The sequence below is a fragment of the Streptomyces sp. NPDC048106 genome (assembly GCF_040706415.1).
In the GTDB taxonomy this organism is placed as follows: domain Bacteria; phylum Actinomycetota; class Actinomycetes; order Streptomycetales; family Streptomycetaceae; genus Streptomyces.
On record NZ_JBEZND010000005.1, the window covers coordinates 14,695 to 35,782 of the forward strand.

General features: G+C 72.2%; 17 protein-coding genes, 4 pseudogenes and 1 riboswitch. Of the genes and pseudogenes, 11 read left to right on the plus strand and 10 right to left on the minus strand.

Annotated elements, in window-relative coordinates; translation table 11 throughout:
• Window positions 1-11: 11 nt before the first annotated feature.
• Window positions 12-623, plus strand: coding sequence for a GNAT family N-acetyltransferase (locus AB0927_RS06265; protein ID WP_366666373.1), 612 nt, complete (start codon window positions 12-14; stop codon window positions 621-623).
• On the opposite strand, the pseudogene AB0927_RS06270 reads toward AB0927_RS06265, so the two are convergent.
• The 3 genes and pseudogenes from AB0927_RS06270 to glgX form a co-directional block, all read right to left on the minus strand.
• Window positions 556-767 (minus strand): annotated as a pseudogene (locus AB0927_RS06270) (hypothetical protein); the annotation flags it as partial. The gene AB0927_RS06265 and the pseudogene AB0927_RS06270 sit on opposite strands and share 68 nt — an antisense overlap.
• Window positions 762-842, minus strand: a pseudogene (locus AB0927_RS06275) (SigE family RNA polymerase sigma factor); the annotation flags it as partial. The pseudogenes AB0927_RS06275 and AB0927_RS06270, both read right to left, overlap by 6 nt.
• A gap of 42 nt (window positions 843-884) precedes the next feature.
• Window positions 885-3,140, minus strand: coding sequence for a glycogen debranching protein GlgX (gene glgX / locus AB0927_RS06280; protein WP_366666374.1), 2,256 nt, complete (start codon window positions 3,138-3,140; stop codon window positions 885-887).
• Window positions 3,141-3,407: 267 nt separating this feature from the next.
• Here glgX and AB0927_RS06285 point away from each other — a divergent pair, with 267 nt between their 5' ends.
• The 6 genes from AB0927_RS06285 to AB0927_RS06310 all read left to right on the plus strand — a co-directional run bounded on the left by AB0927_RS06285 (window position 3,408) and on the right by AB0927_RS06310 (window position 9,761).
• Entirely contained in the window at window positions 3,408-4,631 is a 1,224-nt protein-coding gene (locus AB0927_RS06285; RefSeq protein WP_366666375.1) for an Ig-like domain-containing protein, read from the plus strand.
• Window positions 4,632-4,801: 170 nt separating this feature from the next.
• Entirely contained in the window at window positions 4,802-6,031 is a 1,230-nt protein-coding gene (locus AB0927_RS06290) for an Ig-like domain-containing protein (RefSeq protein ID WP_366666376.1), read from the plus strand.
• An 80-nt stretch (window positions 6,032-6,111) separates the two neighbouring features.
• Window positions 6,112-6,879 carry an enoyl-CoA hydratase-related protein gene (locus AB0927_RS06295; protein WP_366666377.1) on the plus strand — a complete coding sequence of 256 codons (768 nt, stop codon included), beginning with the start codon at window positions 6,112-6,114 and terminating at the stop codon, window positions 6,877-6,879.
• Between the two features lie 325 nt (window positions 6,880-7,204).
• Window positions 7,205-7,708, plus strand: a complete 504-nt coding sequence (locus AB0927_RS06300) for an ATP-binding protein (RefSeq protein ID WP_366666378.1) — start codon at window positions 7,205-7,207, stop codon at window positions 7,706-7,708.
• Window positions 7,709-7,773: 65 nt separating this feature from the next.
• A complete protein-coding gene (locus AB0927_RS06305) occupies window positions 7,774-8,574 on the plus strand; it encodes a polysaccharide deacetylase family protein (protein ID WP_366666379.1) in 801 nt (266 codons plus the stop codon).
• On the plus strand, window positions 8,574-9,761 hold the full coding sequence (locus AB0927_RS06310; protein ID WP_366666380.1) for a beta-propeller fold lactonase family protein: 1,188 nt from the start codon (window positions 8,574-8,576) through the stop codon (window positions 9,759-9,761). Before AB0927_RS06305 ends, AB0927_RS06310 begins: the two co-directional genes overlap by 1 nt.
• Before the next feature lie 469 nt (window positions 9,762-10,230).
• Here AB0927_RS06310 and AB0927_RS06315 read toward each other — a convergent pair whose 3' ends face one another.
• Window positions 10,231-10,860 (minus strand): GNAT family N-acetyltransferase, encoded by a 630-nt coding sequence (locus tag AB0927_RS06315; RefSeq protein WP_366666381.1) that lies wholly within the window; start codon window positions 10,858-10,860, stop codon window positions 10,231-10,233.
• 51 nt (window positions 10,861-10,911) lie between these two features.
• On the opposite strand from AB0927_RS06315, the gene AB0927_RS06320 reads away from it, so the two are divergent.
• Together AB0927_RS06320 and AB0927_RS06325 are read left to right on the plus strand one after the other, a co-directional pair.
• A complete protein-coding gene (locus tag AB0927_RS06320) occupies window positions 10,912-11,823 on the plus strand; it encodes a MerR family transcriptional regulator (protein ID WP_366666382.1) in 912 nt (303 codons plus the stop codon).
• Between the two features lie 59 nt (window positions 11,824-11,882).
• A complete protein-coding gene (locus AB0927_RS06325) occupies window positions 11,883-12,095 on the plus strand; it encodes an EF-hand domain-containing protein (RefSeq protein WP_366666383.1) in 213 nt (70 codons plus the stop codon).
• Between the two features lie 52 nt (window positions 12,096-12,147).
• Here AB0927_RS06325 and AB0927_RS06330 read toward each other — a convergent pair whose 3' ends face one another.
• Complete coding sequence (locus tag AB0927_RS06330; RefSeq protein ID WP_366666384.1) at window positions 12,148-12,702, minus strand: glycoside hydrolase family 25 protein; 555 nt, start codon at window positions 12,700-12,702, stop codon at window positions 12,148-12,150.
• A gap of 250 nt (window positions 12,703-12,952) precedes the next feature.
• On the opposite strand from AB0927_RS06330, the gene AB0927_RS06335 reads away from it, so the two are divergent.
• A complete protein-coding gene (locus AB0927_RS06335) occupies window positions 12,953-15,229 on the plus strand; it encodes an Ig-like domain repeat protein (protein ID WP_366666385.1) in 2,277 nt (758 codons plus the stop codon).
• A 95-nt stretch (window positions 15,230-15,324) separates the two neighbouring features.
• Here the strand turns inward: AB0927_RS06335 and AB0927_RS06340 are convergent.
• A pseudogene (locus tag AB0927_RS06340) lies at window positions 15,325-15,642 on the minus strand (helix-turn-helix domain-containing protein); the annotation flags it as partial.
• A 27-nt stretch (window positions 15,643-15,669) separates the two neighbouring features.
• Here AB0927_RS06340 and AB0927_RS06345 point away from each other — a divergent pair.
• Window positions 15,670-16,375, plus strand: a pseudogene (locus AB0927_RS06345) (alpha/beta fold hydrolase).
• A gap of 125 nt (window positions 16,376-16,500) precedes the next feature.
• On the opposite strand, the gene AB0927_RS06350 reads toward AB0927_RS06345, so the two are convergent.
• From AB0927_RS06350 to gcvT, 4 genes are all read right to left on the minus strand, one after another.
• Window positions 16,501-17,868 (minus strand): L-serine ammonia-lyase, encoded by a 1,368-nt coding sequence (locus tag AB0927_RS06350; RefSeq protein WP_366666386.1) that lies wholly within the window; start codon window positions 17,866-17,868, stop codon window positions 16,501-16,503.
• A 56-nt stretch (window positions 17,869-17,924) separates the two neighbouring features.
• Window positions 17,925-19,190 carry a serine hydroxymethyltransferase gene (glyA, locus tag AB0927_RS06355; RefSeq protein ID WP_366666387.1) on the minus strand — a complete coding sequence of 422 codons (1,266 nt, stop codon included), beginning with the start codon at window positions 19,188-19,190 and terminating at the stop codon, window positions 17,925-17,927.
• A 14-nt stretch (window positions 19,191-19,204) separates the two neighbouring features.
• On the minus strand, window positions 19,205-19,582 hold the full coding sequence (gene gcvH, locus AB0927_RS06360; protein WP_366666388.1) for a glycine cleavage system protein GcvH: 378 nt from the start codon (window positions 19,580-19,582) through the stop codon (window positions 19,205-19,207).
• 129 nt (window positions 19,583-19,711) lie between these two features.
• The gene (gcvT, locus tag AB0927_RS06365; RefSeq protein ID WP_366666389.1) at window positions 19,712-20,830 is read right to left on the minus strand and encodes a glycine cleavage system aminomethyltransferase GcvT; all 1,119 of its coding nucleotides are present in this window, start codon (window positions 20,828-20,830) and stop codon (window positions 19,712-19,714) included.
• Window positions 20,831-20,987: 157 nt separating this feature from the next.
• Window positions 20,988-21,084: riboswitch (glycine riboswitch) on the minus strand.
• Window positions 21,085-21,088: the final 4 nt, after the last annotated feature.

The window sequence follows — 21,088 nt, forward strand, 5'->3', positions numbered from 1 at the left end:
GGAGACACACCGTGACCTGGCCGAGCGCCACCCCCGTCGGCACGGCGCGCCTCCGACTCGAACCGCTGCGCGCCGGGCACGCGCCGGAGGCCTTCGCGCTCTTCGACGACGTACGGCTGCACCGGTGGACCGGCGGCGCCCCCGACACCCTTGAGCAACTCGACGCCAGGTACCGGCGCCAGTCGGCCGGGCACTCCCCGGACGGCCGGCACGGCTGGCTGAACTGGATGCTGCGGCGGCTCACGGACGGGCGACTCGTCGGCACCGTCCAGGCCACCCTCTCCCGTCCGGACCCGGTCCCGGCCACCCGCCGCGATCCCGGCGCGGGCGCGGCCGAGGCCGAACTCGCCTGGGTGATCGGCGTCGCCCACCAGGGCGAGGGCTACGGGCGGGAGGGCGCGCTCGCCATGGCCGCGTGGCTGCGCGCCCACGGGGTGGACCGGCTGACCGCGCACATCCACCCCGGGCACGAGGCGTCGATGGGCATCGCACGCGCCCTCGACCTCCGGGCGACGGACCGGAGCACCGACGGCGAGGTCCTCTGGACGGGACGGCTCACGGCACCCCCAGCTCGAACAGCGCGTACCCCGCGTACGAGCCGGACGCCAGGGCCGCCAGGGTGAGGACGGCGCACAGCACGGGCGGCGACAGCCGGCGCAGGGCCGCGGCCAGGGGCAGGAAGAGCGGGAAACAGGACAGCGGGAGACGTTCGCGAAGATCTGCCGGCTGCCCAGGACCAGGACCAGGGTGAGGACCGTGTACACGACGTCCTCGGCCCGGTGCCGATCGCCCCCGGTGAGCAGACGGGCCAGATGGCACAGGACCGACCAGCGGGCCGCCACGAACGCGCCCGTGCGCGCTGCACCCGCGAGACGGGATCCGCGTCACGCCTGGTCGGCGCCCGGATCCCGGACGACCCGCAGCAGCAGCACCGCCCGCGACGGCACCGTGAGTTCCGTGCCCGCCGGATGCACCGTGCCGGGCGGCGCCGCCTGGTCCTCGCGGGAGGTGTCCACCACCAGCTCGTACCGCTCGGCCCACGGCGGGCCCGGCAGCACGAAGCCCGTCGCCTCGCCGCCCGCGTGCAGCACGGCGAGGAAACTGTCGTCCACCACCCGCGCGCCCCGCTCGTCGCGGCCCGGGATGTCCTGCCCGGACAGGTACATGCCGAGCGTGGCCGCGGGCGCGTACCAGTCCTCCTCGGTCATCTCCGCGCCCCGCGCCGTGAACCAGGCCAGGTCCCGCAGCCCGTCCGCGGTCTGCGCCCGGCCGGAGAAGAAGGCGCGGCGGCGCAGCACCGGATGGCGGTGGCGCAGCGCGATCAGCCGCGCGACCAGCTCGGTCAGCGAACGCCAGCCGGGGTCCGCCGACAGCGACCAGTCCAGCCAGCCGATCGCGTTGTCCTGGCAGTACGCGTTGTTGTTGCCGCCCTGGGTGCGCCCGAGTTCGTCGCCGGCCACCAGCATGGGCACCCCGGTGGACAGCAGCAGGGTGGTGAGCAGGTTGCGCAACTGGCGGCGGCGCAGCGCGCGGACGCCCTCGTCGTCGGTCTCGCCCTCCGCGCCGCAGTTCCAGGACCGGTTGTCGTCGGTGCCGTCCCGGTTGTCCTCGCCGTTCGCCTCGTTGTGCTTTCGCTCGTACGACACCAGGTCGCGCAGCGTGAAACCGTCGTGCGCGGTGACGAAGTTGACCGAGGCGTACGGGCGGCGCCCGCCCCAGGCGTACAGGTCGCTGGAGCCGGACAGCCGGTAGCCCATCTCGCGCACATCGGGCAGCGCCTGGCGCCAGAAGTCCCGTACGGCGCCCCGGTAACGGTCGTTCCACTCCGCCCACAGCGGCGGGAAGGCGCCCACCTGGTAGCCGCCGGAGCCGATGTCCCAGGGCTCGGCGATGAGTTTGACCCGCCGCAGCACCGGGTCCTGGGCGATCACCGCGAGGAACGGCGAGAGCATGTCCACGTCGTGCATCGAGCGCGCGAGCGCCGCCGCCAGGTCGAAGCGGAAGCCGTCCACGCCCATCTCGGTCACCCAGTAGCGCAGCGAGTCGGTGATCAGCCGCAGCACCTGGGGCCGCACGACGTGCAGGGTGTTGCCGCAGCCGGTGTAGTCGGCGTAGCGGCGGGCGTCGTCCTGGAGCCGGTAGTAGGCGCGGTTGTCGATGCCCTTCAGGGACAGCGTCGGCCCCAGCTCCCCGGCTTCCGCCGTGTGGTTGTAGACCACGTCGAGGATGACCTCGATGCCGGCCGCGTGCAGCGCGCGCACCATTTGCTTGAACTCGCCGACCTGCCCGCCCGTCGTACCGGAGGCGGCGTAGGCGGCGTGCGGGGCGAAGTAGGCGATGGAGTTGTAGCCCCAGTAGTTGGCGAGGCCCCGGCGCAGCAGGTGGTCCTCGTGCGCGAACTGGTGGACGGGCAGCAGCTCCACGGCCGTCACGCCCAGCCGCACCAGGTGCTCCAGCGCGGCCGGGTGGGCGAGCCCGGCGTAGGTGCCGCGCAACGGTTCGGGTATGCCGGGGTGCAGCTTGGTGAAGCCGCGCACGTGCAGCTCGTAGATGACCGAATCCGCCCAGGGCGTCTTGGGCCGGCGGTCGTCGGACCAGTCGTCGTCATCGTGGACGACCACACCCTTCGGGACGTACGGCGCCGAGTCCCGCTCGTCGCGCACGGTGTCGGCGACCTGCTGCTCCGGCCAGTCCCGCACATGGCCGTACACCTCGGGCGGCAGGGTGAACTCGCCGTCGACCGCGCGCGCGTACGGGTCGAGGAGCAGCTTCGCGGGGTTCCAGCGGGCGCCGGTCCACGGGTCCCAGCGGCCGTCCACCCGGTAGCCGTACCGCTGTCCGGGCAGCACGCCCGGCACGAAGCCGTGCCAGATCTCGTGGGTCAGCTCGGTCAGCGGGATCCGCGTCTCCCGGCCGTCCGCGTCGAACAGGCAGACCCGGACCGCCTCCGCCCCGGCCGCCCACAGCGCGAAGTTGGTGCCCGCCACCCCGTCCGGACCGGCCCGGAACCGGGCCCCCAGCGGCGTGGGCGCGCCCGGCCACACCGCGGGCCCCGGCACCGCGGCGCGCCGGGCGCCGTCCGTCGAGGGCGCCGCGGCCCGCTGTCCGGCCGGTGCCCGCTGCTCGGCTGCGCTCGTCACCTGTCGGCCCCTCTTCCAGTGGCTCGGCCCGGGAGCGGCGCGGCCCGTCGTACCGGGCCGCCGGGCCCGCGCGAGGCGCCCGGACGGACCCGGCGCGGCCCGCCGCACGGGCCGCCGGCGGACCCGGCCACCCGGTGCGGCCGCGCCCCTCGGCTCCGGTGCGGGCGCGGCGGTCGGCTCCCCGGCGTGTCGTCCTTCCCACAGTTCTGCCCACCGCATGGGTCGCACTCACGTTTCCCCGGGGCGTCCCCGGTCGTTGGGTACCGCGTGAGGCACGTACATGGACGCGCTCGGCGCGCGGGGGCCGCACTGGCGGCCGTACTGACATGGGCCGGACTGCTGGCCGGATGCTCCGCGGGTGGCTCGGGCCCGCTGGGCCTGGGCGGCAGACCCGGCGGGACACCGGCACCCCGGGACGCGATCGGAGTCGCCCCGGACGACGGCAGCACGGCCGTCCCCCAGAGCCGGCGGCTACGGGTGCGGGTGCCCGACGGCCGGCTGGAGAAGGTGAAGGTCGTCAGGGAACAGGACGCGCAGGCCACCCCGGTCCCCGGGCACCTCAGCGCCGACGGGCTGACCTGGCGGCCGGACGACGACCGGCTGGCGCTCGCCGCCCGGTACACCGTGGACGCGGTGGCGCTGGACTCCCGGGGCCGCCGCTCGGCCCGGCACACCTCCTTCACCACCGTCGTCCCGGACAAACGGTTCATCGCCTACACCACCCCCGAGAACCGCTCCGTCGTCGGCACCGGGGAGATCGTCTCCCTGGCCTTCAGCACGGACATCGTGAACAAGGCGGCCGTCGAACGCGCCGTGCGCGTCAGCGCGCGGCCCCCGGTGGAGATCCGCGCCCACTGGTTCGGCAAGAACCGGCTCGACTTCCGCCCGGAGAAGTACTGGAAGCCCGGCACCAAGGTCACCGTCGCCCTCGGCCTGCGGGACGTCGAGGCCGCCAAGGGCGTCTACGGACTCCAGTCCAAGACGTTCTCCTTCACCATCGGGCGCAGCCAGACCTCCCTGGTCGACGCGGCGGCGCACACCATGGAGGTGCGGCGCGACGGCCGGCTCCTCGCCACCGTCCCGATCACCGCGGGCGCCCCCGACCACCCCACCTACAACGGCAAGATGGTGGTGATGGACATGCTGGAGGAGACCCGGATGAACAGTCAGACGGTCGGCTTCGGCGGTGAGTACGACATCCCCGACGTCCCGCACGCCATGCGGCTCACCGACTCCGGCACCTTCCTGCACGGCAACTACTGGGACCCGACCGCCCCCGGCGTGGCCAACGTCAGCCATGGCTGCGTGGGCCTGAGGGACGTCCAGGGCGGCAGTTCGGACACCCCCGCCGGGTGGTTCTTCGACCGCAGCCTCGTCGGCGACATCGTGGAGATCGTCAACAGCCAGGACGAGACCGTCGATCCGGGCAACGGCTTCGGCGGGTGGAATCTGACCTGGCAGGCATGGAAGGCGGGTACCGCGGTGAGATAACCACGGGGAACGCCACCGGGCGACGCGCGGGGGGACGGTGCGGGTGACAGGCGGAAGTTGCGACGGAACGGTGACATTCGCCTGACACCCCGCTCAAATCCAGGCAGTTAATATGCGCGCACCGATGTGGTGGGGAGCGGGCCGAGCAGGCCCGGCGAGGGGAGAACAACTTGAACGTGCGGCCGATATCGGGGGCGTCGGTGGCGAGGCGGCGGCGCGCGGCAGGGGGGCTCATAGCCGGCTCCCTGGTGCTGGCGCTCGCGGCGTGCGGCGGGGGCGGGGGCGGAGGCGGGAGCGCCAAGGACGACGGCAAGGGCGCCGCGACCCAGCAGGGCCGGCCCTCCACGGCCGCCGTCAGCATCGCCCCGGAGTCCGGTGCCACGGGCGTCGGCACCGACGGCACCCTCAAAGTCAGCGCGTCCCAGGGGAAGTTGACCGAGGTCACCGTCAAGGACGCGAAGGGCGCGAAGGTCGACGGCAGCATCACCGGCGACGGCGCCTCCTGGACGCCGTCCGCCCATCTGGCCGCCGCCACCAAGTACACCGTGCACGCCGTCGCCAAGGACACCGACGGCCGCGAGACCACCAAGGACTCCAGCTTCACCACCCTGACCCCGAAGAGCACCTTCCTCGGCTACTTCACGCCCGAGGACGGATCCACCGTCGGCGTCGGCATGCCGTTCTCGATCGACTTCAACCGGGGCATCACCCACCCCGAGGCCGTCGAGAAGTCCGTCAAGATCAAGACGGACCCGCCGGTCGACGTCGAGGGCCACTGGTTCGGCAACGACCGCCTCGACTTCCGCCCCGAGAACTACTGGAAGTCCGGCACCAAGGTCACCGTCGACCTCGACCTCGACGGCGTCGAGGGCCGCGACGGCGTCTACGGCAAGCAGCACAAGACGGTGTCCTTCACCATCGGCCGCAGCCAGGTCTCCGTCGTGGACGCGCGCACGCACACCATGAAGGTCACCCGCGACGGCAAGGTCGTCAAGACCCTCCCGGTCACCACCGGCAAGGCGGGCTACGACACCTGGAACGGCCAGATGGTCATCAGCCAGAAGCTGACCGTGACCCGGATGAACGGCGAGACGGTCGGCTACGGCGGCGAGTACGACATCAAGGACGTCCCGCACGCCATGCGCCTGACCACCTCCGGCACCTTCGCCCACGGCAACTACTGGGGCGGCGGCGCCTTCGGCAACTACAACGCCAGCCACGGCTGCATCGGCCTGCGCGACGTCCGCGGCGGGTACGACTCCTCGACCCCGGCCGCCTGGTTCTTCAACCACTCGATCCTGGGCGACGTGGTGGTCGTCAAGCACTCGAACGAGAAGACCGTGGACCCGGCCAACGGGCTCAACGGGTGGAACATGTCCTGGGCCGACTGGAAGAAGTAGCGCCTGCGCGGTGTGCGGGCCCGGTGCTGTGACCTACGGCACCGGGCCCGCCGCCGTTAGTCACCGTTAACCTGAACCGCATGACCGTCACTCTTGATGTCGCCGAAGGCGTCGGCACGCTGCGTCTCGACCGCCCCCCGATGAACGCGCTGGACGTCGCCACCCAGGACCGGCTGAGGGAACTCGCCGAGGAGGCCACGCGCCGCGACGACGTGCGCGCCGTGGTGATCTACGGCGGGGAACGGGTGTTCGCGGCGGGCGCGGACATCAAGGAGATGCAGAACATGGACCACGCCGCCATGGTCCTGCGCTCCCGCGGCCTCCAGGACGCCTTCACCGCCGTGGCCCGCATCCCCAAGCCCGTCGTCGCGGCCATCACCGGCTATGCCCTCGGCGGCGGCTGCGAACTCGCCCTGTGCGCCGACTACCGCATCGCCGCCGACAACGCCAAGCTCGGCCAGCCCGAGATCCTGCTCGGCCTGATCCCGGGCGCCGGCGGCACCCAGCGCCTGCCCCGCCTGGTCGGCCCCTCCAAGGCCAAGGACCTCATCTTCACCGGCCGCATGGTCAAGGCCGACGAGGCCCTCGCGATCGGCCTGGTGGACCGGGTCGTCCCGGCCGCCGAGGTCTACGAGCAGGCGCACGCCTGGGCCGCGAAGCTCGCCCAGGGCCCGGCCATCGCGCTGCGCGCGGCGAAGGAGGCCGTCGACGTCGGCCTGGAGACCGACCTCGACACCGGTCTCGCCGTCGAGCGCAACTGGTTCGCGGGCCTGTTCGCCACCGAGGACCGCGGGCGCGGCATGCGCAGCTTCGTCGAAGAGGGCCCGGGCAAGGCCAAGTTCCTCTGACCGGCGGTGGGTTGGCCACGGGCGTCCCCGCGTTCCTTCAACACGCAACTGAACTGCCCTGGTGCCACAAGTAGTTGACGTGCCGTCTTATACGCGTCCCTCGATGGGGCGGATTGTGGGAGCCTGGAGGCGCCCTTAAGTCCGCCCGGTCGAGGGAGCCCCGCGATTGCCCGAAAGTGAGTCGTCCTCGCAGCTCAGCGGGGGCGTAGCGGCCGGTGACATGTCATCGGCATATGCCGGTCGCGCGGCACGGAGCAGGGGTGCACAGGGGGCGCATTCCTCCGGAACGGCCCCCAAGACGGTTCCCGGCGGCCATCATGGGGGCATGGCGGGGCTGGAGGGCATCGAGCAGCCGCGGGGACACAGCCGCGCGTCCGCGGCACGCTGGTCGCCCACGGTCGAAGACGAACAGGCGCTCAAAGCGCTCGAACTGTTCGGCAATCCGACGGAGCGAGAGGTGCGGCTGCCGTCCCGCCCGGAATCCGCCGCCACCGCCCGCCGCCTCGCCCAGGTCGTGGTCCTGCGCACCTGGCGGCTCTCCCCCCAACTGACCGAGGATACGGTCCTGCTCGTGTCCGAACTGGTCGGCAACGCCGTACGGCACACCGGCGCCCGCGTCTTCGGCCTGCGCATGCGCTGCCGCCCCGGCTGGATGCGCGTCGAGGTGCGCGACCCCTCCAGGGGGCTGCCCTGCCTGATGCCGGTCCAGGATCTGGACATCAGCGGCCGTGGGCTCTTCCTGGTCGACGAGCTGTCCGACCGCTGGGGTGTCGATCTGCTGCCGCGCGGCAAGACGACGTGGTTCGAGATGCGGGTGAACGAGCGGTAGCGGAGCGGCGCGACTCCAGAACCCGAATCGGTCGATTCGTGCATTTCTTACTTTTCATCCCTTAAATGGCGCGGGTGACCACCACCAACCGTCGCGACGCGCTGCGCGCGGGTGCCGGGCTCCTCGCGGGCGGCGCGCTCGCCACCGGATGCGGCACGGCCCCGACGACCGCCGCCGCCGTGAAGTCCCCCGCCGCGCCCGCCACCGCCGTGCCGGACCCGCCCGCCGCCCCCCGCCCGGCCCCCGCCCCCCGCGCGTACCCCGGCCTGCCCGCCCAGATCACCCACGGCCCGCGCACCCGCCCCCTGGTCGCCCTCACCTTCCATGGCCAGGGCGACCCCGGCATCGCCCACGCCCTGCTCACCACCGCCGAACAGCACGGCGCCCGGCTCACCGTGCTCGCCGTCGGCACCTGGCTGGACGAACACCCCGAGATCGCCCGCCGCGTCCTCGACGGCGGCCACGACCTCGGCAACCACACCCAGCGGCACATCTCCGTCAACGATCTCGCCGAGGCCGAGGCCCGCAAGGAGATCACCGACTGCGCCGACCGGCTCAGCCGGCTCACCGGCTCCATCGGCACCTGGTTCCGGCCCTCCCGCTCACCCACCGCCTCCCCGCTCGTCACCGCACTGGCCCGCCGGGCGGGCTACCCGCACGTGCTGTCGTACGACGTCGACTCGCTCGACTACACCCGCCCCGGCGCCGCCGCCGTCACCCGCAAGGTCCTCTCGGAGGTGCGCGGGGGCTCGGTGGTGAGTTTGCATTTCGGATACGAGGACACGGTCGCCGCCCTCCCCGACGTCCTCACGGAACTCGGCCGCCGCGAACTGCGCGCCGTCACCACCACGGAGCTGCTGAGCTGATGCGAACCACGAAAGCCGCCCGCCGGACGGCCGCCGGTGCCGTCCTCGCCGTGCTGGCCCTGGTGTCCGCGTGCAGCGGCCCGAGCGCGCCCCACGAGAAGGGGACCCCCGCCAGCGAACCGCCGGCCCGGCCGAAGATGAACCAGGCGCGGGTGGACGTCCTGCCCGGCATGCCCCCGGTCGAGGACCCGGCGGACATCTACTCGGCCGACCGGCCGAACCGGCTCTCCCCGGTCGTCAGGGACTTCCCCTCCCGGGTGTACGTCCCCAACACCAACTCCGACACCGTCACCGTCATCGACCCCAGGACCTACAAGGTCATCGGCACCATCCCGGTCGGCCGCCAGCCCCAGCACGTCGTGCCCTCCTGGGACCTGAAGACCCTGTGGGTCAACAACGACCTCGGCAACAGCCTGACCCCCCTCGACCCGCGCACCGGCAAGGCGGGCAAGCCGGTCGCGGTGCACGACCCGTACAACCTGTACTTCACGCCCGACGGCAGGTACGCGATCGTCATGGCGTCCATGGACCGCGAACTGGTCTTCCGCGACGCGCACACCATGCGGACCGTCAAGGCGCTGCCGGTCAGCTGCTACGGCGTCAACCACGCGGACTTCTCCCGTGACGGCCGCTACTTCATCGTCTCCTGCGAGTTCAGCGGCGAGATCCTCAAGGTCGACACCGCGAAGATGGAGGTGCTCCGGCAGGAGAAGCTGCCCGTCCACGGCTCCATGCCGCAGGACGTCAAGGTCTCCCCGGACGGCAAGCGGTTCTACATCGCCGACATGATGGCCAACGGGGTGTGGGTCATGGACGGCGACAGGTTCACCAAGCCGACGCTCCTGCCCACCGGCAAGGGCGCGCACGGCCTCTACGTCAGCCGCGACTCCCGCGAGATGTACATCTCCAACCGGGGCGAGGGCACCATCTCCGTCTTCGACTTCGCCCGGAACCGGCTCACCAAGAAGTGGGAACTGCCCGGCGGCGGCAGCCCCGACATGGGCGGCGTCTCCGCCGACGGCAAGGTCCTGTGGCTGTCCGGCCGCTACGACGCCGAGGTGTACGCCATCGACACCCGCACCGGCAGGCAACTGGCCCGCATCCCCGTCGGCAGCGGCCCCCACGGCCTCGCCGTCTACCCCCAACCGGGCCGCTACTCCCTGGGCCACACCGGCGTCTTCCGCTGAGGGGGTGACGGGGCGCGGGCACGGATGCGGGGCGTGTGGTGGTCCGGGCCGCCGAGTGTCCGCGGACGATTCGCCGTGGCCGCGTGGTTCACCGGGGTGGCGTGGGTGTCCTCTGCCCGAGGCGGTGGCCGGGCGTCGGGCGCGGGTGTGTGGTGGTCCCGGTCGCCGGGAGGCGGTGGTCGGTGGGTGCGCGGGTTTCTCCGCCGAGGGGGCGACCGTACGGGTGGGTGCCGCGGGGTGGCCCCCGGGCCCGCAGGCGATTCGCCGTGGCCGCGTGGTTCACCGGGGTGGCGTGGGTGTCCCCTGCCCCGAGGCGGTGGCCGGGCGTCGGGCGCGGGTGTGTGGTGGTCCCGGTCGCCGGGAGGCGGTGTTCGGCGGGCGCGTGGGTTCTTCCGGCGAGGGGAGGCGGCGGTACGGGCGCGTGCCGCGGAGTGGGCCGTGGCCGTCGTCCGGCCGGGTGTGCCGGTGGTTACCGTCGAAGGAGCAGCTCCGCGGCGACGGCGCGGTAGCCGGCTGCCTGGAACGCCCGCAGGCTCCGGGCGTTCCCCGGTGCCACCTGCGCCCACAGCGGCTCCTCGGCCAGGTGCCGGGCCGCGCCGGCCAGGAGCCGGCCCAGGCCGCGCGTCCGGGCGGCCTCGTCCACCTCCACCGCGACCTCCAGCCGCCCGGCCAGCCCGCGACCCGTCACCAGCACTCCGCCGTCCGCCCGCCAGGCCCGCACCTCGTCGCGGCGCTCGCGCGCGTACCGGATCCGCGGGTGGCCGGCGTCCCGGATCTCCGTCAGCGGCAGCGGCGGCGCGCCCGCCAGCGGGGAGCCCACCAGCAGCGCGTCCACCGTCTCCGACCGCCGCCCGGTGCGTTCGAGGAGCGCGGCCAGGAAGCGCGGGTGCAGGGCGGCCGCCAGCGGGTCGCAGTCCAGGCCGCGCAGCGCCTCGTACACCCACGCGGGGTCCTCGTCGGTGACGACGACGGAGTGCGCGGTGAACCCCAGCACACCCGCGTCGCGCGGCGAGGGCTGCGGCAGGATCGTCGTACGGCCGTCCGCCGGCGGGAAGACGCCCCGCGCCACGCCGTCGAGAAGGTCCCGCAAGGTCTCCAAGGCGCACCGCTCCTTGAGTCTCCACCCACTGGAAGGCCCAGACTCCCAGACATGAACGACGACGGCACCGGACTTCTCACCATCGGCGAGCTGGCGCGGGCCACCGGACTGACCGTGCGCACCATCCGCTACTGGTCCGACGAGGGCGTGCTCGCCCCGGTGACCCGCTCCCCGGGCGGCTACCGGCTGTACGACGCCGCGAGCGTCGCCCGCCTGGAGCTGATCCGGACCCTGCGGGAGCTGGGTCTCGGCCTGGAGGACGTGCGCCGGGTGCTGGCGGGGGAGCGGACCGTGGCGGAGGTCGCGGCGACGCATGTGGCGGCGCTGGACGCGCAGATCAGGTCGCTGAAGGTGACCCGCGCGGTGCTGTCGTCCGTCGCGCGACGCGACTCGACCGCGAAGGAGATGACCCTGATGAACAAACTGGCCCGGCTGTCGGCGGCCGAACGACAGCGGATCATGGCGGAGTTCGTGGCGGAGGCCCTCCAGGGGCTCGACGCCGTGGACCCCGAGGTCCGGGAACGCCTGCGCGCCACCACCGTCGACCTGGCGGACGACCCCACCCCCGAAGAGGTCGACGCCTGGGTGGAGCTGGCGGAGATGCTCCAGGACCCGGACTTCCGTGCCCAGATGCGCCGGGCGATGGAGTTCAACGCGGCGGACGGGACGCCGGGGGAGGCGCCCGGCCGCTCGCTCTGGTTCGCCAAGCGCATGGTGGACCTGGTGGCCCCGGCCCGCGCGCACGGCGTCGTCCCGGAGTCGCCCGAGGCGGGGGCGGTGCTGGACGAGCTCTTCGGGGACGCCGACCGCGGGGCCGTACTGGAGCGCATGGCCGCCGGTTTCAACGAGCGTCTCGCCCGCTACCGCGAACTCATCGCCCTCGTCAACCGCGCCCCCGCGCCCCCGCACGCCGAGGACTTCGCCTGGGTGGTCGCCGCACTGCGCGCCCGTGCGGACGGCTAATCTGACCAGCGTCAGAACGCCTGCACGGCATGAGAACAACGAACAAAAGGGGCGGATCGGTGGCGGACATCGAGGAAGCACGCAAGGAATTCCAGCGGATCGACGTGGACGGCGACGGTTTCATCACCGCGGCCGAGTTCAAGTCCGCCCTGGCCCAGGGAGGCGACTGGAACGTCACCGACGCGGTCGCGGAGGCCATCATCAAGACCCGCGACCTCAACGGCGACCAGGTCCTGTCCTTCGACGAGTTCTGGACCTACCTGAACAAGTGACCAGGCCCGGCAGGGGTGCCCCTTCTTCATGGAGCGGGCACCCCTGTGTGCGTCAGCCGGCCGCCCATTCCTTCATCGCCGCCTTGGAGGAGAAGTCGGCCAGGTCCTTGTCGTGGGGCTGGCTCGAGTACTGGTGGATGCGCCACTTCGCCTTGATGCGGGGCTTGCCCGCGGTGACGTAGTCGGCGATCCACAGGCCGTCGCCGGCGTAGGACGTCCGGTCGATGTTGAGCCAGAACTGGCGATTGCAGTAGAGCAACACCCGGTTGTGCGGCCTCAGTTGCTTCAGTTTGCGGATGAAGCTGTCCTTCTCCGCGTTGCTGGCGTGGGTGCCGTCGCTCGTGGTCTCCCAGTCGACGGCGAGGATGTCGCCGGCGCGTTCCGGGGCGTGCTTGAGGAAGTAGTCGGCCTGGGCCGTGAGGTTGCCCGGCCACAGGAAGTGGTAGAAGCCGACGACCAGCCCGGCGTCGCGGCCGGTCTTCGTCTGGGCGGTGAGGCGGGGGTTGACGTACGAGCGGCCCTCGGTCGCCTTCATGAAGACGAAGGAGAGACCGTCCGTGTCGTATGACGTGGACTGGAAGGAACTTACGTCGATGCCGTGGAGCATGCCCAGTTAGTGCCCCCTGCCCGGCCCCCTGGAAACTCACGCCAGGTCAGCAGGCCGGACCGGCAAGGGCCGACGGATCCTGGCGTCCGAATGAGGGATGATTCAGGTCGCGTTATGACCGTTTCAGCGTTATATCTGCTAAATCCTGATCACGAGAAATGTGCCGTGGAATCGGCGCCATCCCAAACCCCCAGGAGGGGCTGTCGTGGAATCGTGTTTCAGGGGCAGGCTTACGGGCACGCCTCGGCGGTTGCCGCACGCGCTGCGGTCCGTCTCGTGGTACATCGCGGCGGCGGTGACGGCCTTCGTGCTGGCGGTCGCCTCGTCCGCCGTGACGCCGGCCGTCGCGGCCCCCGTCGGCGGTGACGTGTGGACCTGGGGCCGCAACCAGTACGGGCAGTTGGGCAACGGGACCACCACCCCCAGCACCCAACCGGGCAGTACGGTGCCGATCCAGGCCGAGCTGCCGGTCGGCACCACCGCCACCGCGGTGGCCGGCGGGTACGGCCACTCGGTGGCGCTGACCTCCACCGGCCAGGTCCTGGCGTGGGGTCAGAACGACGTCGGACAGCTCGGCGACGGCACCTTCACCGACAGCACGACACCCGTCCAGGTCCATCTGCCCGCCGGCACCACGGTCACGGCCATCGCGTCCGGCGACGACTACGTGCTCGCGCTGACCTCGGCGGGCCAGGTGCTGGCCTGGGGTTACAACGAATGGGGCCAGCTGGGCAACGGCGTGACCGGCGGCGAAAGCAACGTGCCGGTGGCCGTGCACCTGCCCGCCGGCACCACGGTCACCGCGATCTCCAGCGGAGCCGGTCACGCCCTGGCGCTGACCTCCACCGGCGAGGTGCTCGCCTGGGGCGACAACGACTTCGGCCAGCTCGGCGACGGCACGACGACCAGCCGCAACGAGCCGGTGCCGGTCCATGTGCCCGCCGGCACCACGGTCACCTCGATCGCCGGAGCCGACGACCACAGCCTGGCGCTGACCTCCACCGGCCAGGTGCTCGCCTGGGGCTACAACGGCTCCGGCCAGCTCGGCAACGGCACCACCACCAGCAGCAGCCTGCCCGTCACCGTCCAGTTGCCCGCGGACGTCGTCGTCACCTCGGTCGCCGGAGCCCACGGGTTCCAGAGTTTCGCGCTGACGTCCACCGGCCAGGTACTGGCCTGGGGGGACAACACCTACGGCCAGCTGGGCGACGGCACGACCACCCGCCGCACGGTGCCGGTCCTGGTCCACCTGCCCGAGGGCACCACCGTCACGGCGATCACCGGCGGCGACGACCACACGATCGCGCTGACCGCCACGGGCCAGGTGCTGGCCTGGGGATACAACCGCTACGGCCAGGTCGGCGACGGCACCACCGTCAACCGCACCGAGCCGGTCTTGGTGGAGCTGCCCGAAGGGGCCGTCGCCACGGCCGTCGGCGCCGGCAACTACCACTCCCTCGCCGTCGTCCCCTCCCAGGCCGCGGAGAGCACGACGACACTCACGGCCTCCCCGACCACCGCGGCGCCCGGCGAACCGGTCACCCTGACCGCGACCGTGACCTGCTCCACCGGGACACCCACCGGTGACGTCTTCTTCTACGACGACGACACCCGGATCGGCACCGCCACCCTCGGCCCCGACGGCACCGCCACCCTCACCACCACGGACCTCGCCCTGGGCGCCCACCGGATCACCGCCCACTACCAGGGCGACGACAGCTGCCCGCCCTCGGTCTCCGAGCCGGTCGTGGTGGTCGTCGAGGAGGCACCGCACCCGTCCCTCGGCCTGGCCAAGCGGGCAGAGTCCACCGGTCCCTTCCAGATCGGCGACACGGTCGACTACGTCTACACGGTCACCAACACCGGCAACACCGCCCTGCACTCCGTGACCGTCACGGACGACCAGGTCACCGGCGTCACCTGCGGCACGACCAGCCTCGCCCCCGACCAGACCACCACCTGCCACGGCAGCCACGTGATCACCGAGGCCGACATCACCCCGTGCCGGCCGGTCGCGGGCGGCTGCGCGCTCACCAACCTGGCCCAGGCCACGGCGTTCGAGCCCGGCGGCCAGGAGGTCGCCAGCGACCAGGCCACGGCCACCGTCACCGTCCGGCAGCAGCAGGCCGCCGGACTGACCCTGGCCAAGCGGGTCGTCTCACAGGGCCCGTTCCGCGTCGGGGACCAGGTGCGGTACGCCTACACGGTCACCAACACCGGTGACACGGAGCTGACCGACGTACTGGTCCGCGACGACCACGTCACCCACGTCACCTGCGACTCGACCACCCTCGCGGCCGGCCGGAGCACCACCTGCCACGGCACCTACACGATCGCTCGCGCCGATCTCCAGGACTGCCGCAAGGACACGAAGGGATACGGCAAGGGCGAGGACTGCGAGGTCTGCCGCGTCACCAACACCGCGACCGCCGCGGGCACCGACCCGAACGGCCACCAGGTCGTCAGCGAGCCCGCCAGGGCCACCATCACCGTGACCACGAAGAGCACGTCCCACCACGACGGCTGACAACCCGCCCCGTCACCCGGCGAACCGCCCCGCACCCCCGGACAGGGGAGCGGGGCGGTTCGCCGTCCCACCGCGGACGCGGGAACCGAGTGTTCCTACGCTCGGATCTCATCGGCGAGCCGGTCGATGTCGTCGGCCAACCGGTTGTTGCGCTCGACCTCCGGCATGTGCGCCGCGGCCCAGGTGCGCAGCGCGGACAGCGGGCCTTCGAGCGACAGGCCGAGGCCGGTGAGCCGGTAGTGGACGCCGGGCGGCACGGTGGGTTCCACACGGCGGGACACCAGGCCGTCGCGGACGAGGCTCCGCAGGGTGACGGAGAGCATCTTCTGGGAGATGCCCGGCATGCGACGCCGCAGTTCGGCGAAGCGGACCTCCGCCGGGGCCGCCTCGGCCAGCACCTCGACCGCCATCGAAGGTCTCCGCGCCGATCCGCAGTCGCTGTGGTCACCTGCGGCTCACCACCTGTGGCCGGTTCGGGTCCGGCCGTCCTGTTGCTGCACGGCTTCCCCCACACCTGGGAAGTGTGGACGGAGGTCATGGCGGACCTGTCCGACCGGTACCGGGTCATCGCGCCGGACCCGCGGGGGTTCGGCGCGAGCGGCCGGGCCGCGACCGGGTACGACGCGGAGTCCCTGGCCGACGACGCAGCGGCCCTGCTCACGGCGCTCGGGGTGCCATCGGCCGCCGTGGTGGGCATCGACGCCGGCACCCCGCCGGCCTTCCTCCTCGCCCTGCGCCGTCCCGACCGGGTGCGGCGGCTCGTCGTCATGGAGTCCTTGCTGGGCAGGCTGCCCGGCGCCGAGGATTTCCTCGCCGGAGGGCTTCCGTGGTGGTTCGGCTTCCACGCCGTTCCGGGCCTGGCCGAGACGGTCCTGGAAGGCCGAGAGGCCCACTACGTCGACTGGTTCCTCCGCACCGGCACCCTCGGCGAGGGGCTGCGTCCGCCACCGCGAGACGCCTTCGATGGCGGTGGGCGCGCATCCTGTCGGCGCGGCGCTGGAACACCAGCTCCGTCCGATCGCCGACGACCTCACCGGGCACGTCCTCGCGGACTGCGGCCACATCATCCCGGCGCACCGGCCGCGGGCGCTGCTCGCCCTGCTGCGCCCCTTCCTGGCGTCCGGTCTCAGCGGGCCGGGCCGATGACGACCCGGCCGTGGAGGCCGGCAGCCTCGGCCGTCTCGACGGGGTCCGGCTCGAAGCCTTCGGGCCGCGGCGTCCTCACGTCACGTCCCGCGTGGCGGACGACAGCCGCCGAGAGTCCGCGCCCCTCAGCACTCGATGATGTTCACCGCGAGCCCGCCCCGCGCCGTCTCCTTGTACTTGACCGACATGTCCGCGCCGGTCTCCTTCATGGTCTTGATGACCTTGTCGAGGGAGACCATGTGGGAGCCGTCCCCGCGCATCGCCATCCTGGCCGCCGTGACCGCCTTCGCCGCGGCCATGCCGTTGCGCTCGATGCACGGGATCTGGACGAGACCGCCGACCGGGTCGCAGGTCAGGCCCAGGTTGTGCTCCATGCCGATCTCGGCCGCGTTCTCCACCTGCTCGGGCGTGCCGCCCAGCACCTCGGCCAGCGCGCCCGCCGCCATGGAGCACGCGGAGCCGACCTCGCCCTGGCAGCCGACCTCGGCGCCGGAGATGGAGGCGTTCTCCTTGAAGAGCATGCCGATGGCGCCCGCGGCCAGCAGGAAGCGGACCACGCCGTCCTCGTCGGCGCCCGGCACGAAGTTGATGTAGTAGTGCAGGACCGCGGGGATGATGCCGGCCGCGCCGTTCGTCGGGGCGGTCACCACCCGGCCGCCGGCCGCGTTCTCCTCGTTCACCGCCATCGCGTAGAGCGTGATCCACTCCATGGCGCGGGCCAGCGGCTCACCCTCGGCGCGCAGTTGGCGCGCGGAGCCGGCCGCCCGGCGGCGGACCTTGAGCCCGCCCGGCAGGATGCCCTCGCGGGTCAGACCGCGCTGCACGCACGCCCGCATCACCTGCCAGATCTCCAGCAGGCCGGCCCGGATCTCCTCCTCGGTGCGCCAGGCCCGCTCGTTCTCCAGCATCAGCGAGGAGATCGAGAGCCCGGTCTCCTTCGTCAGGCGCAGCAGCTCGTCGCCGGTGCGGAAGGGGTACTTCAGGACCGTGTCGTCCAGCACGATCCGGTCCGCGCCGACCGCGTCCTCGTCCACGACGAAGCCGCCGCCCACCGAGTAGTACGTCTTGGTGAGCAGCTCGGCGCCCGAGGCGTCGTACGCCCATATGGTCATGCCGTTGGCGTGGTACGGCAGGGCCTTGCGGCGGTGCAGGACCAGGTCGTCGTCGAAGGAGAAGGGGATCTCGTGCTCGCCGAGGAGGGAGAGCCGGCCCGCCTGCCTGATCGACTCGACCCGGTCGTCGGCCGTCTCCACGTCCACCGTGCGCGGGGAGGCGCCCTCCAGACCCAGCAGGACCGCCTTGGGGGTGCCGTGGCCGTGTCCGGTCGCGCCGAGCGAGCCGTACAGCTCGCAGCGCAGGGACGCGACCGAGGCCAGCAGGTCCTCGTTGCGCAGCCGGCGGGCGAACATGCGCGCCGCGCGCATCGGACCGACCGTGTGGGAGCTGGACGGGCCGATGCCGATCGAGAACAGGTCGAAGACCGAGATGGCCACGGTCACTCCTTGGGGCAGTGGTGGGGCACTCTCCGTCGAGTGCCCCACCGGGGGACTTACTTGTTCAGAGCCGGGTACAGCGGGTGCTTGTCGGCCAGGGCGCCGACCCGGGCCTTGAGGGACTCCGCGTCGTAGGACGGCTTGAGCGCCTCGGCGATCACGTCCGCGACCTCGGCGAAGTCCTCGGCCGTGAAGCCGCGGGTGGCGAGCGCCGGGGTGCCGATCCGCAGGCCCGAGGTGACCATCGGGGGGCGCGGGTCGTTCGGGACCGCGTTGCGGTTGACCGTGATGCCGATCTCGTGGAGCCGGTCCTCGGCCTGCTGCCCGTCCAGCTCGGACGCGCGCAGGTCGACCAGGATCAGGTGCACGTCCGTGCCGCCGGACAGCACGTTCACCCCGGCCTCGCGGGCGTCCGGGGCCGTCAGGCGCTCGGCCAGGATGCGCGCACCGTCCACCGTACGGCGCTGGCGCTCCTTGAACTCCTCGGACGCGGCGACCTTGAAGGACACCGCCTTCGCCGCGATCACGTGCTCCAGGGGACCGCCCTGAAAGCCCGGGAACACGGACGAGTTCAGCTTCTTCGCGAATTCCTTCTTCGCGAGGATGACGCCGCCGCGCGGGCCGCCGAGGGTCTTGTGCGTCGTGGAGGTGACCACGTCCGCGTACTCGACCGGGTTCGGGTGCAGACCGGCGGCGACCAGGCCCGCGAAGTGCGCCATGTCGACCCACAGGTACGCGCCGACCTCGTCCGCGATCCGGCGGAACTCGGCGAAGTCGAGCTGCCGCGGGTACGCCGACCAGCCCGCGATGATCACCTTGGGGCGGTGCTCCTTGGCGAGCTTCTCGACCTCGGCCATGTCGACCAGGCCGGTCTCCTCGGCCACGTGGTACGCGACCACGTCGAACTGCTTGCCGGAGAAGTTCAGCCGCATCCCGTGGGTCAGGTGGCCGCCGTGCGCCAGGTCCAGGCCGAGGATGGTGTCCCCGGGCTGGGCCAGCGCGAACAGGGCCGCCTGGTTGGCGGAGGCGCCGGAGTGGGGCTGCACGTTGGCGTACTCGGCGCCGAACAGCTCCTTGATCCGGTCGATGGCGATCTGCTCGGCGACGTCGACGTGCTCGCAGCCGCCGTAGTAGCGGCGGCCCGGGTAGCCCTCGGCGTACTTGTTGGTGAGGACCGAGCCCTGCGCCTCCATCACCGCGAGCGGCGCGAAGTTCTCGGACGCGATCATCTCGAGGGTGGACTGCTGGCGGGCCAGCTCCGCGTCGACCGCGGCGGCGATCTCCGGGTCCAGCTCGTGCAGGGGCGTGTTCAGGACAGTCATACGGCTACGACTCCTCAGCCGGCGGTGTGGGCGTCGTACTCGTCGGCGGAGAGCAGGTCGGCCGGCTCGTCCGTGACGCGTACCTTGAACAGCCAGCCGCCCTCGAAGGGCTCGGAGTTCACCAGCGACGGGTCGTCGACGACGTTCTCGTTGACCGCGGTGACCTCGCCGGTGACCGGGGAGTACAGGTCGGAGACCGACTTGGTGGACTCCAGCTCACCGCAGGTCTCGCCCGCCTCGACGGCGGAGCCGACCTCGGGGAGCTGGGCGAAGACCACATCGCCGAGCGCGTTGGCCGCGAACTCGGTGATGCCGACCGTCGAGACGCCGTTCTCGGCGCCCGACAGCCACTCGTGCTCCTTGCTGTAGCGCAGCTGCTGGGGGTTGCTCATGGCCTGAATTCTCCTGTACGCGCGGGAGTGCTGATGACGGGGGGAGGTGGGGGACCGCCGGTGGGCGGGCGAATGTGCGCAGGGTCACGTACCCGCCCGGCACCGGGCGGGGCGCGACCGGCTCGCTGTCTACTTCTGGCGCTTGTAGAACGGCAGCGCCACGACCTCGTACGGCTCGTGGGTACCGCGGATGTCCACGCCGACGCCCTCGGTGCCGGGCGCCGCGTGCGCCGCGTCGACGTAGGCCATGGCGATCGGCTTGCCCAGGGTGGGGGAGGGCGCGCCGGAGGTGACCTCGCCGATCACCTCGCCGCCGGCGACCACCGGGTACCCGGCGCGCGGGACGCGACGGCCCTCGGCGATCAGGCCGACGAGGACGCGCGGGGGGTTCTGCTCGGCGCGGGCGGCGGCCTCGACGAGCGCCGCGCGCCCCACGAAGTCGCCCTCCTTCTCGAACTTGACCACGCGGCCGAGCCCGGCGTCGAAGGGGGTCAGCGAGGTGTTCAGCTCGTGCCCGTACAGCGGCATGCCCGCCTCCAGGCGCAGCGTGTCCCGGCAGGACAGTCCGCACGGCACCAGGCCGACGCCCTCGCCGGCCTTGGTCAGCGCCTGCCACAGCTCGACGGCGTGCTCCGGCTTCACGAACAGCTCGAAGCCGTCCTCGCCGGTGTAGCCGGTGCGGGCGATCAGCGCGGGGACGCCGGCCACGGTGCCGGGCAGGCCCGCGTAGTACTTCAGGCCGTCGAGGTCGGCGTCGGTGAGGGACTTCAGGATGCCGGGGGAGGCCGGGCCCTGGACGGCGATCAGCGCGTAGGCGTCCCGGTCGTCGCGCACCTCGGCCTCGAAGCCGCCGGACCGCTCGCTCAGGGCGTCCAGGACCACCTGGGCGTTGGAGGCGTTGGCGACGACCATGTACTCGGTCTCGGCCAGCCGGTAGACGATCAGGTCGTCCAGGATGCCGCCGTCGGCCTGGACGATCATCGTGTAGCGGGCGCGGCCGACGCCGACGGAGGCGATGTTGCCGACCAGGGCCACGTTCAGGAAGTCGGCCGCCTCGGGGCCGGTCACGGTGATCTCGCCCATGTGGGAGAGGTCGAACAGGCCCGCCCTGGTCCGCACGGCCACGTGCTCGTCGCGCTCGGAGCCGTAGCGCAGGGGCATGTCCCAGCCCGCGAAGTCGGTCATCGTCGCACCGAGCGAACGGTGCACGGCGTCCAGCGCGGTGTGTCGGAGTTCGGTACTGCTCATCGGTCGGTCGTCTCCCAGGGCAACAGGGATGGGGCGAGGAACTTTCCTCCCCATCTGTCATCGGAACCTGAGAGGTTCGCCGGGACCGCCACGGGGGCGATCACGGTTTGCACCTTGGGTGGAGCCACTGACACAGCGGCCCGCTTTTCAGATGTGCCTCGCCCGCGCGGTAACGGGGCCTGAGAGATTCAAGGGAGGGACTTGCTCCTTCGGCGCCCCAGCGAAGCTGCCGGGGACTCTCCCGCGCGGATTCAAGCG

Excerpts from the sequence above, each read along its gene's own strand:
- AB0927_RS06295 (WP_366666377.1), top strand. The coding sequence starts at position 6,112 with ATGACCGTCACTCTTGATGTCGCCGAAGGCGTCGGCACGCTGCGTCTC.
- AB0927_RS06300 (WP_366666378.1), top strand. The coding sequence starts at position 7,205 with ATGGCGGGGCTGGAGGGCATCGAGCAGCCGCGGGGACACAGCCGCGCG.
- AB0927_RS06305 (WP_366666379.1), top strand. The coding sequence starts at position 7,774 with ATGGCGCGGGTGACCACCACCAACCGTCGCGACGCGCTGCGCGCGGGT.
- AB0927_RS06310 (WP_366666380.1), top strand. The coding sequence starts at position 8,574 with ATGCGAACCACGAAAGCCGCCCGCCGGACGGCCGCCGGTGCCGTCCTC.
- AB0927_RS06320 (WP_366666382.1), top strand. The coding sequence starts at position 10,912 with ATGAACGACGACGGCACCGGACTTCTCACCATCGGCGAGCTGGCGCGG.
- AB0927_RS06330 (WP_366666384.1), bottom strand. The coding sequence starts at position 12,702 with ATGCTCCACGGCATCGACGTAAGTTCCTTCCAGTCCACGTCATACGAC.
- glyA (WP_366666387.1), bottom strand. The coding sequence starts at position 19,190 with ATGACTGTCCTGAACACGCCCCTGCACGAGCTGGACCCGGAGATCGCC.
- gcvH (WP_366666388.1), bottom strand. The coding sequence starts at position 19,582 with ATGAGCAACCCCCAGCAGCTGCGCTACAGCAAGGAGCACGAGTGGCTG.
- gcvT (WP_366666389.1), bottom strand. The coding sequence starts at position 20,830 with ATGAGCAGTACCGAACTCCGACACACCGCGCTGGACGCCGTGCACCGT.